14 protein-coding genes and 1 tRNA gene are annotated in these 13,615 nt (G+C 66.4%); 9 read left to right on the top strand and 6 right to left on the bottom strand.

Going from position 1 to position 13,615, the window contains the following annotated elements; genetic code table 11:
* The first annotated feature begins 170 nt into the window (after nt 1-170).
* The 5 genes from DIE02_RS12070 (at nt 171) to DIE02_RS12050 (ending at nt 3,868) form a co-directional block, all read left to right on the top strand.
* A tRNA-Thr gene (locus tag DIE02_RS12070) sits at nt 171-246 on the top strand.
* 195 nt (nt 247-441) lie between these two features.
* Complete coding sequence (locus DIE02_RS12065; protein ID WP_124522106.1) at nt 442-1,251, top strand: LuxR C-terminal-related transcriptional regulator; 810 nt, start codon at nt 442-444, stop codon at nt 1,249-1,251.
* 175 nt (nt 1,252-1,426) lie between these two features.
* Nucleotides 1,427-3,172 carry an FAD-dependent oxidoreductase gene (locus tag DIE02_RS12060; RefSeq protein ID WP_124521682.1) on the top strand — a complete coding sequence of 582 codons (1,746 nt, stop codon included), beginning with the start codon at nt 1,427-1,429 and terminating at the stop codon, nt 3,170-3,172.
* Nucleotides 3,169-3,381 (top strand): hypothetical protein, encoded by a 213-nt coding sequence (locus tag DIE02_RS12055; RefSeq protein ID WP_124521680.1) that lies wholly within the window; start codon nt 3,169-3,171, stop codon nt 3,379-3,381. Before DIE02_RS12060 ends, DIE02_RS12055 begins: the two co-directional genes overlap by 4 nt.
* A gap of 232 nt (nt 3,382-3,613) precedes the next feature.
* Complete coding sequence (locus tag DIE02_RS12050; RefSeq protein WP_044848544.1) at nt 3,614-3,868, top strand: GlsB/YeaQ/YmgE family stress response membrane protein; 255 nt, start codon at nt 3,614-3,616, stop codon at nt 3,866-3,868.
* Between the two features lie 80 nt (nt 3,869-3,948).
* Here DIE02_RS12050 and DIE02_RS12045 read toward each other — a convergent pair whose 3' ends face one another.
* The 4 genes from DIE02_RS12045 to DIE02_RS12030 all read right to left on the bottom strand — a co-directional run bounded on the left by DIE02_RS12045 (nt 3,949) and on the right by DIE02_RS12030 (nt 8,540).
* A complete protein-coding gene (locus DIE02_RS12045) occupies nt 3,949-4,431 on the bottom strand; it encodes a TlpA family protein disulfide reductase (RefSeq protein WP_124521678.1) in 483 nt (160 codons plus the stop codon).
* A complete protein-coding gene (locus DIE02_RS12040) occupies nt 4,428-5,687 on the bottom strand; it encodes a sialidase family protein (RefSeq protein WP_124522108.1) in 1,260 nt (419 codons plus the stop codon). The genes DIE02_RS12045 and DIE02_RS12040 overlap by 4 nt, the downstream gene beginning before the upstream one ends.
* Nucleotides 5,675-8,023 carry a TonB-dependent receptor gene (locus DIE02_RS12035; protein WP_124522110.1) on the bottom strand — a complete coding sequence of 783 codons (2,349 nt, stop codon included), beginning with the start codon at nt 8,021-8,023 and terminating at the stop codon, nt 5,675-5,677. Before DIE02_RS12035 ends, DIE02_RS12040 begins: the two co-directional genes overlap by 13 nt.
* A 127-nt stretch (nt 8,024-8,150) precedes the next feature.
* A complete protein-coding gene (locus tag DIE02_RS12030) occupies nt 8,151-8,540 on the bottom strand; it encodes a DUF2946 domain-containing protein (protein WP_044848540.1) in 390 nt (129 codons plus the stop codon).
* Nucleotides 8,541-8,738: 198 nt separating this feature from the next.
* Between DIE02_RS12030 and DIE02_RS35485 the strand changes: the two genes are divergently transcribed.
* Complete coding sequence (locus DIE02_RS35485) at nt 8,739-8,885, top strand: hypothetical protein (RefSeq protein ID WP_009690993.1); 147 nt, start codon at nt 8,739-8,741, stop codon at nt 8,883-8,885.
* 227 nt (nt 8,886-9,112) lie between these two features.
* Nucleotides 9,113-9,706, top strand: a complete 594-nt coding sequence (locus DIE02_RS12025) for a chorismate mutase (protein ID WP_124521672.1) — start codon at nt 9,113-9,115, stop codon at nt 9,704-9,706.
* Nucleotides 9,707-9,737: 31 nt separating this feature from the next.
* On the opposite strand, the gene DIE02_RS12020 is transcribed toward DIE02_RS12025, so the two are convergent.
* Both DIE02_RS12020 and DIE02_RS12015 read right to left on the bottom strand, forming a co-directional pair.
* Nucleotides 9,738-10,865: an exonuclease domain-containing protein gene (locus tag DIE02_RS12020; RefSeq protein ID WP_124522112.1), complete on the bottom strand. Its 1,128-nt coding sequence runs from the start codon at nt 10,863-10,865 to the stop codon at nt 9,738-9,740.
* A gap of 161 nt (nt 10,866-11,026) precedes the next feature.
* Complete coding sequence (locus DIE02_RS12015) at nt 11,027-11,230, bottom strand: cold-shock protein (RefSeq protein WP_006476615.1); 204 nt, start codon at nt 11,228-11,230, stop codon at nt 11,027-11,029.
* Nucleotides 11,231-11,621: 391 nt separating this feature from the next.
* Here DIE02_RS12015 and DIE02_RS12010 point away from each other — a divergent pair, with 391 nt between their 5' ends.
* Both DIE02_RS12010 and DIE02_RS12005 read left to right on the top strand, forming a co-directional pair.
* The gene (locus DIE02_RS12010; RefSeq protein ID WP_044848537.1) at nt 11,622-11,891 is read left to right on the top strand and encodes a hypothetical protein; all 270 of its coding nucleotides are present in this window, start codon (nt 11,622-11,624) and stop codon (nt 11,889-11,891) included.
* Nucleotides 11,892-12,400: 509 nt separating this feature from the next.
* The gene (locus tag DIE02_RS12005) at nt 12,401-13,543 is read left to right on the top strand and encodes a porin (protein ID WP_044848536.1); all 1,143 of its coding nucleotides are present in this window, start codon (nt 12,401-12,403) and stop codon (nt 13,541-13,543) included.
* Nucleotides 13,544-13,615 lie beyond the last annotated feature (72 nt).

Genomic DNA, 13,615 nt, shown 5'->3' with positions numbered 1-13,615 from the left:
GTACAATCGCGCCTTCGCGATGTGGCCCTGACAAGCTGCATCGCAGTGAAGTGAAAGCGGGAAGTCCGCCGGATCGAGGGTTTCGCGAAGCAGCAGCAGCAAGCTGAAAAAATTTCGCAAAACCTATTGCCAAGATCTCGGATTTGACCATATAATTTCATTTCTCTGCTGCCGGTGTAGCTCAGTTGGTAGAGCAGCGCATTCGTAATGCGAAGGTCGTAGGTTCGACTCCTATCTCCGGCACCAAGATATAAAGGCCTGACAAGCATCGCTTGTCAGGCCTTTTCTCTTTTCCGGCTGCAATTCCGATTCCAGCCACGATTTCCGATGCGCGAAGTCGTGCGCCACCCTCTCCGCCATTTCCGCTTGCGGGCATCCCCCGACTCCCGCACCGCGCGCCGCCGATTACAATCGCCGGACCACCGCCCCCTCCCCAGCATCATGCGCACCTGGCGTCTCGAGCGACCGAACCTCAGCGGACAACTGGACGTGTCCCGTGCAACCGGTCTCGTCGCCGCGATCGGCGGCAGCGAGCCGAACGCGTTCGCCGCAGAAATCCTGAAGCTGTTCGACGATGCGCTGGCCGTCACGCAGTGCACGATCTTCGCGTACGAGTTCGGCAACCGGCCGCGCACCGTCTCGGTCGCCGACCATCGCGGCGGCCGCTACCTGCGCGACGTTGCCGACACCTATGCGCGCCATTTCTATGCGCTCGACGGCAACCAGCGAATCGTCTCGGCCGCCGGTCGCCGCACGCAGCGCCGCGACGTGCTGCTGCATCAGCAGGCCGGCGACGAGATCGGCCACGACGCGTATCGCACGGCCTGCTACCGCGGCCCCGACGTCTCCGATCGCCTCGCGTTGCTGATGCAGCCGAACGACTCGACCTGGCTGTCGATCAATCTGTATCGCGCGCACCGCAGCGGCACGTTCCAGCCGCGCGAGATCACCGCCATCGAAACGCTCGCACCGCTGATCGCGCAGGCCGCGCAGCATCACTATGCGCTCGCGGGCTCGGCGCAGATCGGCATCCCGCAACAGATGCTCGCGCGGCTGCGCGGCGCATGCCCGACACTGTCCAAGCACGAGCTCGACGTGCTGCGCGGCGTGCTCGAAGGCCAGACCGCACAGGAGATCGGCGAGACGATCGGCGTGAAGGCTTCGAGTGTCGTCACCTATCAGAAGCGCGCGTACCGGCGCCTCGGCATCTCGAGCCAGCGCCAGCTGTTCGCGCTGTGCCTGCAACCCTGAACTTCGATTGCCGATCCTGAACGCGTCGGGGTAAATCCCGGCCCGCCGCCAGCCGTTCGCCGTACCCGGAATGGGGACAGCGGTGTCCGGCGCGGCTTCCATACTGCATCCAACCTGCCGCACGCATCGCGTCGCCGAGCGTGCGCGTTCGATCAGCGCAACCTGGAAGCCAACGATGGGCATCGAATTCAAACCCTACCCGTTCGTCGCCGTGCGTCATCCCCCGCACCTGCCGACCTGCAGCGCGGGCGTCGATACGCAGCGGCACCGCGTCGCGATCGTCGGCGGCGGCCCGGTGGGCCTCGCTGTCGCACTCGGCCTCGCCAATCACGGCATCCGCAGCGTGCTGCTCGAAGCCGATGATTCGGTCTGTCACGGCAGCCGCGCGATCTGCATCTCGCGACGCAGCCTCGAGATCATCGAGCGGCTCGGCGCGCTCGACAGCTTCATGCGCGTCGGACTGCCGTGGAGCAGCGGACGCAGCTTCCATCGTCACGACGAAGTGCTGCATTTCACGATGCCGCAGGACGAGAACCAGAAGCTGCCGCCGATGCTGAACCTCGCGCAGTATCACATCGAGCAGTTCCTGCTCGATGCCGCGCTGCGCCGCCCCGAGCTCATCGAGATCCGCTGGCAAACGAAAGTCGCGGGCGTCACGCAGCACCCGGCCGGCGCGCGCCTCGACGTCGATACGCCGCTGGGCCGCTATGCACTCGATGCCGACTGGGTCGTCGCAAGCGACGGCGGGCGCAGCACGATACGCGATGCGCTCGGGCTGTCGCTGCAGGGCACAAGCTATGAAGGCCGCTACGTGATCGTCGACATCGCGCTCGACAGCGACCGGCCGACCGAGCGGCTCGCGTACTTCGACCCGGCGTCGAACCCCGGCTCGACGGTACTCGTCCACAAGCAGCCGGACAACGTATGGCGGATCGACTATCAGCTGCGCGACGATGAGGATCCCGAAGCGGCCGTGAAACCCGAGAACGTGATCCCGCGCGTGCAGAGCCTGCTCGACATGATGGGCGAGCGCGGCGACTGGTCGCCGATCTGGATCACGATCTACAAGGCGAACGCGCTGACGCTCGAACGCTATCGGCACGGCCGCGTGCTGTTCTGCGGCGACGCCGCGCATCTCGTGCCGATCTTCGGCGTGCGTGGCGCGAACTCGGGCATCGACGACGCCGACAATGTCGCGTGGAAACTCGCTTACGCGATTCGCGGCCTCGCGTCGGACGCGCTGCTCGACAGCTATTCGGACGAGCGCGTGTTCGCGACCCACGAGAACCTGCGCTACGGCACCAAGAGCACCGAGTTCATGGCGCCGCCGTCGTTCGCGTTCGACCTGATGCGCAAGGCCGTGCTGACGCTCGCGGTCCGGCATCCGGCGTTGCGTTCGCTGATCAATCCGCGCCAGACGTCGGCCATCGCCTACACGGCGTCACCGCTCAATGCGGACGAGCGCGATGCGTTTTCGGCCGGGCCGTCGCCCGGCATGGTACTCGCGGAATGTCCGCTGATGCTGCACGCGTCGGGCGACATCGGCACCGACGAAGGCATGCGACGCGGCCACCTGACGGATCTCGTCGGTCCGCGTTTCACCGCGTTCCGCTTCATGCGTGACGGTGCGCCCGATCCGTCGTTCGCCGATCTCGAACGAAACCTGCACGACGCCGGCATACCGTTCGCGCTGGTCACGCTTGCACGGCACGCGGCACCGCAACAGCCAGGATGCGGCGGCTACGATGCCGACGGCCGGCTGTTCGACCTGTACGGCGCGCGCGACGGCACCGTCTATCTCGTACGTCCGGACGGACACGTGCTCGGCCGCTGGCACGATGCACGCGCCGCCGACGTGACCGCCGCACTCGAACGCGCGCTGCACCCGCGCACGTCGGCCAACATTCAGGAGCACGCATGATCACCGATACCGAACGCGACATCCTCTACACCGACCTGTGCCGCACGATGACCGGCATCGGCGAAACCGATGCGGCGCTCTTTCTCGCCCGCTTCGCGTTGCTGGCGATAGAGGCGATCGGCGATACGGCAACCGTCACCCGCCTGATTGCCGACGCCGGCGACGGCCTGCCCGGCACGGGCACACCGGCGCCGACGCACGGACGATGACGCAGGACGCATGACGCACAATCGTGCGGCCCCTCCTTACAGATTCATTTCGAATGACAGACGAATCCTCTGGAAAAACCCGTTAAGGGTGCATAACATTACTTAACGATTCCGACCCGTCTATCGCGTTACATTGCGTGGGCGGCGCGGCGGGTCGCATGCCGCTTCATGCAGCTTGCGGTGAAACAGCCGACGTCCGGTCATTTCGACTCAACACAAGGAGAGGATCACCATGACTCATGGCTTGATTATGTGGCTCATCATCGGCGCGATCGCCGGCTGGCTGGCGGGCGTGCTCGTCAAGGGCGGCGGGTTCGGCCTGATCGTCGACATCATCGTCGGTATCGTCGGCGCGGTGATCGGCGGCTGGCTGGCCGGGCTGCTCGGCATCACCCTCGGCAGCGGCTTCATCGGCTCGGTGATCGTCGCGGTCATCGGCGCCGTGATCCTGCTGTTCGTGATCCGGCTGTTCAGGCGCGCGGCCTGACGATCTTCTCGCGCGCCTTCGGGCGCGCTTTCGTTTGTCGCATCGAAGCGGCGCGCGGGGCATCCCCGCCGCCGTCCGTTTCAGCGGCGCTTGCCGCGCTGCAACCAGCCGTCGAGCACGTCGGTCGTCAGCAAGCCGCTGCGCGCATCGCGTGCGCCGTCGCGGCCAACCCACACGGTACGCGGCATTTCTCCCCGCCATCCCGCATCGAGCGCCGCCCGCAGACGCTCGGGCATCGGCTCGGCGTTCGCATACTGCGCGACCTGCGGCGGCAGGTTCATTTGCGCGAGCGCCTGTGCGATTGCCGCACCGTTGTCGTCGTACGCGTCCATCGAGACCATCGCGAGCTGCACGTCCGGATGGCGGCGCTGCCACGCGACCAGATGCGCGGCGTTCTCGCGGCAGTAGCCACAATCGAGCGACCAGATCTCGACTGCGAGCGGCCGTTCGTGCGCCGTCGCGTACACCTTCGCGACCTCGGCCGCGCGCAGCGGCTGCAGTCCGCCAGCCCATCCCGGCAGGCTTGCGAACACGGCGCCGATCAACACGATCAGCCGTTTCATTGCGCCCCCTCCACGGCAATCAGCCGGTAGCCGTCGTTACGCGTACGCCACGACAGGTAGATGCGGCCCGCATCGTCGAGCAGTTGCGGGTTGTCGCTCGCGCCCGACGTCGACGCGATCACGCGCGGCGCCGACCAGTGCTCGCCGCGATCGTCCGAGCGGCGCAGCTTGATCTGCATCGTGTCGCCGTCGAACGCCTTCCATGCGAGCCAGACGACCTCGCCGCGCACGACGAGTGCCGCATGCGATGCCTGCTCGGCCGGCACCGCCGGATTCGCGCCGAACGCCCACGGCGTGCCGCTCGGCCGGCCATCGGCGCCGATGCGCGAATAGAACACGTCGGCGCGGCCGTCGACGACGCCGAACCACGCAAGATGGCGCGTGCCGTCCGGCGTGATCGCGAGCGCCGGCCCGTGCTCGGGGCAAGCCTCGACATGCCAGTTCGAGAACGTCGCACGCACCGGCACGACGGACTCCGATGCCGAAACGGGCAACACCGCGAGCGCATGGTCGCGGATCTGCCCCGGGAACACGTTGCGCCACACGGCTTCGATGTGCCCGGCCGGATCGATCGCCATCGCGATGCGGCAGCATTCGCACGTGTGATCCGTCACCTTGCGCTCGGGCTCGAACGACGCACCGCCGTCGCGCGACACCGCGTAGTAGACGGCCGCCCCTTCGTACGCCTGCCCCGCCGCCTTCGCCGCGACGAGATCGCGCTTGTCGATCCACGCGATCGCGATGTTGCCGGCCGGATCGACCGCCATCATGTCGAAGCGGTGCGTGATCGCCTGCCGGTCGCGATGCACGGTGACCGGCACGCTCCAGGTCGCGCCGCCGTCGAGCGAACGCGCGAAGCGCACCATGCCGGTGTACGGCGCATCCAGCGGCATCGACCACGATACGTAAACTGCGCGACCGTCCGGGCTCGTCGCGATCTTCGGGCGATTCTCCGCGCTCGTGTAGATCGGCTCGGGCATCGCGTTGACGGTCACGGGCGCGGACAGCGTGCGGCCCGCATCGTCCGAGTGCGCGACGACGACGTGCGCGCCTTCGACCCATGCGACCCACAGCCGGTGCCGCGCGTCGAACGCGGCGCCGGTCGCGAGCGGCTGCTTCTGTTGCGCCGGTGCGGCCTGCATGCTCATGTGCGCCGCATGCGGATCGGCGGCTTTCGGCGCGTCGTGCGCGCCGGCAGGCGACAGCGCCGCGAGCCACAGCGCGCAGCCTGCCGCAAGCGATTTCACAGCGACCATTTCAGTTCTCCAAAGAAAGTGCGGCCCGGATACGGATGGAACACGTAATAGCGGCGGTCCGTCAGGTTGTCGATGCCGACCGACGCAGTCCAGTGACGATCGAACCGGTAACGCGCCTTCAGGTCGACGACCGTGAAGATGCTCGTGCCGCCGTACACGTCCGGATTCACGTCGCTGTTGTCGAGCGTGTTGAACTGGCGGCCCGAGTAGCGGACGCCGACGCTCGCGAGCCAGTGCTCGTCGAATCGGTACGACGCGAGCAGGTTCGCGCGCATGCGCGGGATGCGCGGAAAGCGCGAGCCGACGTACGCGGGATTCGCGGTGTCGGCCAGGATCTGCGCGTTGCTCGCCGACACGTTCGCGTCGATGTCGAGCCCGCGCAGCCCGACATTCTGGCCGCTGAATGCGAGTTCGACGCCGCGCACGCGCACGCGATCGACGTTCGAGATGTTGGTGACGGTCGACGCGCCCGACACCGTCGTCTGGCTGTAGATCGAATCGCGCAGGTCGCTCTGGAACACGCTCGCGCGCACGACTCCGACGCCCACGTCGCGCTCGGCCGTGAAGTCCCAGTCGATCGCCTTTTCCGGCCGCAGGTTCGGGTTGTTGTTGACGATCGCGTTGTTCGAGATCGTGCCCTGGAACAGCTCGCCGACCGTCGGGAAGCGGGTGCCGGTCGCGAACGACAGCCGGAAACGCCAGACGTCCGTCGCGTCCCATTGCAGCGCGACTTTCGGCGACAGCGCATTCGCGCCGCGGTCCGCGTAGCCGAGCGTGCCGTTCGCGTTGCCGAGCGCGCCGCCGTACGCATCCCAGCGCTCGTAGCGCAGGCCGAGGGTCGCGAGCCAGCCGGGCGCGAAACGCCACGCGTCCTGCGCGAACAGCGCCTGCGTGCGCGTGTCGCCCCGGTAGACGCTCGCGAGCGACGTGGTCGGCCCGGCCAGCCAGTCGGCCGTGTTGTACGTGACGTTGCGCAGGAAGTAGTTGTCGTAGTGATAGCCGAACGTGAGCGTGTGCCCCTTCACTTCCGGCGTCTCGGCCTTCAGGTCGAGCGTGCGCCAGCCCGTGCCGTCGCCCTGGAACAGCGTGCCCGCCCCGCCCTGCACGGTCGATGCCGCGCGCAGCACGTCGCGCGACACGTCGTAGGCGGAAACCACGCCCGACAGCCGCCAGCCCGAATCGAGCCGGCCGTTCAGCCCGAGCGCGTACAGCCAGTTCTCCTGGTCGCCGCGCTGCGGCGCGAACGCGCTCGGCGCGACGGTCACGTTCCGGCCGCCGAGCGACACGTTGCCGCCGTACACGGGATTGCCGGCCGCGTCGCGCAGGAAGGTTTCGCCGTGCTGCCGGAAATGGTTCTCCCAGTGCCCGAGCGTCAGCGTCGCGTCGACGCGGTCCGTGAACGCATAGCCCATCCGGACCGTCTCGTTGAGCTGCTCGGTCCGCTCGATGTTCTGCGCACCGACGATCGTGCGCGGCTTGCCGTTGGGGCCGATGTCGGTGGCCGCGCCCGTCACGGGCACCGCGGCCCCCAGCCGCGGGTTGTAGGCGGCGTTGGGGCTCGCATATTGCATCGGCTGGCCGTCGTTCTCCAGCCGGTCGAGCGACAGCGAGAACCAGAACTTGCCGACGCGGTTCGCGATCCGAGCGGCCTGGTGATTGCCGCCGAAGCTGTCCGCGAACCCGTAGCCGTCGTGATAGCGCTGCGTGAAGAACTGCGTCGACAGGGACGCCTCGAGCTTGTCGGGACGCCGCGTCGTCAGCAGCACGGTCGAGCCGATCGCATTGCCGGGATACAGCGCGGAAAAGGGGCCATACAGCACGTCGACGCGCGCGATATCGTCGGGCGCGATCAGTGACCAGCGCGGCGGATACGCATAGCTCGAGCCGAGCAGGTTCGACAGCAGCAGGCCGTCGGCGTACACGAGCCCGCGCGCACTCTGCAGTTCGTTGAAGTCGCGGCCGGCGAACACGCTGTTGCGGTCGCCGATGTAGCGCCTGCGAACCATCAGGTTGGGCGCGTACTTCAGCGCGTCCTCGGTGGTGACGTTGGTATGCGCGTCGATCTGCTCGCGCGTGATCGACTCGACGACGGCCGGCGTATCCGGATCGACGGGTTGCCGGCTTGCGGTGACGCTGACGGCGGTCAGCGTGTCGCCCGCAGAGGCGAGCGCGGCGACCGGTGCGGCACGGCCGGCCGGGTCGCCGGCGCCGGCGGGCACCGGCGCGGCGGATGCGCCATCGATCGAGGCCGCCTGCGCGGCCGGCCAGGCAAAAGCGGCCGCGCAGGCAAGCGCGAGCCGGCCGCGCGAGGGCCGCGCGGCGAAGGTGAACGACATGGATGAATTCCTGAAAACGTGACCGGACGCCGCCGCACGCAAGCCAACGCGCCGCGCGCAGACGGCACGGCGCGCGGACCGGGCCGCGGGCGGCACACGCGCCACCGGGGCGCGCGAACGATATCAATCAGATCGGGACGTTTTCAGGCGGACCGCGCGGCTGCGCGAGACGGATGCCCGTGCGGGGAACATCGGGAACGGCCGGGGCGGCCGCCCGGTACGCGAACGCGCGCACGAAACCCGGCAACGCGGGCAGGCTCGTGCCGAGCGCGACGTTCGCCGCGAAGCCGGGACAGTACACGCAGTGCGGCACGCCGGCATGATCGAACGACGCCGCGCCGCGGTCGTCGCCGGACTGCGCGAGGACGACCTCGCGAGCGCCTGCCGCACTGCACAACTCGAGCGTGAGCCCGCCGGAACCGCTCGATGCGAGACGCGCGTAGCCGACGACGGGCGACAGTACGTTCAGTACCAGCGCCAGCCATACGAGGCCGATCCATCGCGTCGTTCGTTTCATCGCGGTCCAGGAAAAAGTGCGCGCAAGTATAGCAAGCGGCCCGATTGTTGCCGATTGTGCAGGGTGTGATAGTCGGCATTGCTCGGCGCGCAGCAGCGCATGTGCCGTTAATACAACAGAGACAAAATCTAACGATTCGCCACTGGCATAAATCCAAGCGCGAGGTTGATAATCATTGAACCCGCTGGAGAAACGAACATGGACGAAAGACCAACCCGCATGCCCCCGCCCGAGCAAGTGATGAGCCCGGATCCGGAACCCGTCGGCGTGGAATTCCTCGCCGAATTGCCCGAGCACGTCCGGGCATTCTTCGACGAGCAGCACAAGCTGTACTCGCCGAAGTGAACCTACGTTCCGTCCTGTAACCGCCACGTGTCGATCGATATCGTGCGGTTCATCGCTGCGTTTTCGGCGCAGATCGCTTCGCACCCCGGCTGCAACGGCCTGACGGTGCCGGATCAGCGCGTCCGCTGATTCTTCTGTCGCGTCGTTCCGCCGCGCGACTGTCTTCGTCTATCCTTCTGGTTTTCCACCTCCGGCCTGTCCGGCTCTCCCTTCTCCCGATCGTTCCGATGAAACAAGCCATTCGTGCCAGCGTCGCTGTCGCCGCGCTCGGCGTCGCCCTTTTTTCGTCACCGCATATCGCGCGCGCGGACGGCGACGACACGGCGCTCACCAATCTCGTCGCGCTCGCATCGCAGCGGCTCGCGCTTGCCGAACCCGTCGCACGATGGAAGTGGGCAAACCACCAGGCGATCGAGGATCGGCCGCGCGAAGCGGCACTGCTCGCATCGGTGGAGAAGCGCGCCGCACAGTCCGGCGTGGATCCGGCGTTCGCGCGCACGTTTTTCGAGGATCAGATCGCGGCCAGCAAGGACGTGCAGAACGCGCTCTTTGCAAAGTGGCGCGCGACGCAGCCGCCGGAAGGCACGCCGCCCGACCTCGCAACCAGCACGCGGCCGGCGCTCGACCAGCTCACGCAAAAGATGCTGACGGGCCTCGCGCAAGTCGCACCGCTGCGCGACGCACCCGACTGCCAGGCGCGGCTCGCACGCAGCATCGCGAACTGGAAGACGCTCACCCGCTACGACTCCACCCAGACGCAGGCGCTCGGCACCGCGCTGTCGCACGTTTGCGCCGCAGGCGGCGCCAGCGCGATCGGCTGACGGCGGCGTCGCGCGCCGCGGCCTGCGCTGCTCAGTCGGCAGGCGTCAGTGCCGCGAGCGGAATGAGTTGCAGGCCGCGTGCGAGATGCGTCTGCAGAAGACGATGGGTATGGGGTTCGAACGCGCCGTCCGCGCCGTCGGCCACGAGCCGCACGGCCGCGTCGAGCGATTCGGCCGTACCGAGGTAGCGCCAGCCGTCGATCACGTGAAACAGGCGGCGCTCGCCGCTCGCTTCGAAAGCGACCGCACCGTCGAACGGCCAGGGCGCATTGCCCGCACGGGCGTGATCGGCTGCGGGACGCCGGTTGTATGACGGACGCAGGCGGGCGATCCACTGCGCTTCGGCGAGCATCGCGCCCAGCTCGTTGCCGGTCTCCCGCCACTCGACCCGCCGTACCTGCTGCGCAATCCGCATTTCCTTCGACGAGCGCCGCTCGCCGGTCAGCAGCGCGCGCAAGCGCTGCCGCACGCGCACGCTGCGGCCGACATACAGCGCTTGGTCGTCCTCCCCGAACAGCGCGTACGCACCGCATCCGGCCGGCGCGGTATCGAGCCACGCTTCGGTCATGCCGCCCGCGAGACGGAAGTGGCGCGTCGTACGCGCAATCTGGTCGCGCAGACGCTCGAGCGGCACGATCTCGTGCAATTGCCGCCAGAACTGCCAAAGCAGATCGGCATCCGCGAGTGCCCGGTGGCGGGCGGACGGAACGAGGCCGTGCCGCTCGATCAGCGCATCGAGTCCGTGCCGCGCCTCGCGCGGAAACAGCGCGCGCGACAGGCGCACCGTGCACAGCACGTCCGGATTGAACGCGATGCCGGCGCGCTCGAATTCGGCGCGCAGGAAGCCACGGTCGAAGCTCGCGTTGTGCGCGACGAACAGCTTGCCGTCGAGCCGCTCGAACAGCGCGGGCGCGAGCGACGCAAACGACGGCGCGTCGCGCACCATCTCGTCGGAAATGCCCGTCAGCTGCTGGATGAACGGCGGAATCGAATGTCCCGGATTGACCAGCGTCGTCCATGTCGATACGCCGAGCGGACCGAGTTCGACCACGCCGATTTCAGTGATGCGGTGCTCGGCAGACGAGCCGCCGGTGGTTTCGAGGTCGACGAAGACGAGCGGCTGGTCGCAGGCGGGATCGGACAGACGGGAATCGGACATGAAAAGACGGGGGAAACGATGCTTTCGTGAGTATGCACCGGCAGATGCGTTCGCGACCAGTCCGAACCCGAATCGATTCGCCGGCCGCCGATTTTCGTGCCCCGGAAAGCAAAAAGCCCCCGCGATGCGGGGGCCGGACGTGATCGGCGAAGCGTGGCGCGTCAGACCGCCTGGATATTCGCTGCCTGCTTGCCTTTCGGCCCGACTTTCACGTCAAAGGAAACGCGCTGGTTTTCCTTCAGCGTTTTGAAGCCGTCCATCCGGATTTCGGAAAAGTGCGCAAACAAATCTTCGCCGCCATTGTCGGACGTAATAAAGCCGAAACCTTTAGCATCGTTAAACCATTTTACGATACCGGTATCCATACCTTCGTTCCCCACTCGTTTAGATCAAAAAAGCTACTGTTATAGCCGCTTCCCGAAATCCCGCAACGGCGCGCCGACACTCCCCCCAGCGCTCCGCCCGGGGACGGAGTGCTGACTTTATAAATTGGACAATCCGGGTGCGTCAAGGGAATTTTTAGGGCTTGCTTTATCAAAAAAACGCTAATGCCGCTGGAATCGATACACGATCGCCTTTTATTAATTGATCCGCATCAACAACCTGTCAATATTACCGGGATCGGATCACTAATAATCGAAATCGTGAAAAACATACCGGGGACGAATCGCTTCGGTAAATCCTCGGGTTTTTTCCGGGTTGCGGAAAACGGGGGACGTTGCGATGCTGGTGCAAAGGAAATGGAAGGAGAAGGCCATGTGGCTGGACGGATTCAAGCGCTTCGCGAGCCGGCTTGCACGCGTACGCCGCAAGTCCCGCGCGCTGGCCGAGACCCGTGAAGCGCCGTGCGACACCGAGTTCGACCCGACCTGGCACGGCGATCATTGGCAGAACCTGCTGGCGTCACCGCTGGACGCCCGTCACTACGTAATGGAAGACTGGACGTACACACCGCCGCAGGCCGAAGCCGACGACACGCAGCCGACCGGCAAGCGCAAGCGCAAGCGGCGCTCGTACGCGCAGTAGGGATCGGAACGACAGGGCAAAAAAAAAGCGCGACTGGGAAGTCGCGCCGACAAAGGTTTGGAGATCTTTTCCGTCAACGAAAAAGTCTGCTTCGGAAAGCAGAGATCGCAGTATAGCGAGAGAACATCCTTTCATTATCCATGCCCCGCACAAACCTCTATTGCCGATGTGTCAATAATCACGCTAGGCGTGCTCTCGCCCGTCATTGACCGCCTGTCGCGATCGCGCAACGCCCGCGACACCCGATACGCAGTCCTGATTGCTTTTTTCGCGTGCTGCATTGCCGCAAAGTCTTGATGGCCGGGCCTCTCGGCGCATATGCTGATTCTTGCCGGATTCAAAATACAGTATTGCGGGAAGCAATTTTCTTCTACGCCCGGACCGATCCGTACACTGCAAATGGATATCCGACGAGGGTGCCGCGCCCAATGCGCACGGCGTCGCCAGCCTGCGACGCCGCCGATGCCCGCAGCAGGTTCGATCGACATCATCCTGTTTGGAGACAGATCATGAAAAAGACCCTGATCGTCGCGGCATTGGCGGGCGCGTACGCCACCGGCGCCCATGCGCAAAGCGCCGTCACGCTGTACGGCCTGATCGACGCCGGCATCACCTACACGAACAACCAGGGTGGTCACAGCGCGTGGCAGGAGACGAGCGGCTCGATCAACGGCAGCCGCTGGGGCCTGCGCGGCACCGAGGATCTCGGCGGCGGCCTGAAGGCGATCTTCACGCTGGAAAACGGCTTCGGCATCAATAACGGTTCACTCAAGCAGAACGGCCGCGAATTCGGCCGCCAGGCGTTCGTCGGGCTCGCGCACGAGAGCTACGGCTCGCTCACGCTCGGCCGCCAGTACGACAGCGTCGTCGATTTCCTCGGCCCGCTGTCGCTGACCGGCACCCAGTACGGCGGCACGCAGTTCGCGCACCCGTTCGACAACGACAACCTGAACAACTCGTTCCGGATCAACAACGCGGTCAAGTACCAGAGCGCGAACTACGGCGGCCTGAAATTCGGTGCGCTGTACGGCTTCTCGAATTCCAGCAATTTCTCGAACAACCGCGCGTACAGCGTCGGCGCGTCGTACAGCTACATGGGCTTCAACGTCGCGGCCGCGTACATGCAGCTGAACAACAACGTCAACGCGCTGGCGCTCGCGGCCAGCGACCCGGGCGCGGTAGCCGGCGACTGGACGTTCGGGGCCAGCCGTCAGCGCACCTGGGGCGCGGGCCTCAACTACGCGTTCGGGCCCGCGACGGCCGGCTTCGTGTTCACGCAGACACGCCTGACCGATTCGGCCAGGATCAGCGCCGGGCAGTCCGGCGTGTCGGGCGGCATCCCGCTCATCGGCGGCACGCGGTTCAACAATTACGAAGTGAACGGCCGCTACGCGCTGACGCCGGCGTTCTCGCTCGCTGGCTCGTACACGTACACCGACAGCCGCCTCGACGGCCAGACGCCGAGCTGGCACCAGTTCAACCTGCAGGCCGACTATGCGCTGTCGAAGCGCACCGACCTGTACCTGCAGGGCGAATACCAGCGGGTCAATGCGGACGGCCTGGCGATCGGCGCGAACATCAACGGGCTCGGCACCGCGTCGTCCACCAACAAGCAGATCGCCGTCACGGCCGGCATGCGCCATCGCTTCTGAGCGATGCGCGTGAGCCCGGCCGTTCGGCCAGGACCGTCATGACGAAGCGCCCCACCCGGGGCGCTCGTTCGT

The organism is Burkholderia sp. Bp8991 (genome assembly GCF_003853795.1).
Taxonomy (GTDB): domain Bacteria; phylum Pseudomonadota; class Gammaproteobacteria; order Burkholderiales; family Burkholderiaceae; genus Burkholderia.
This window is presented reverse-complemented; position numbering and strand designations above follow the sequence as displayed.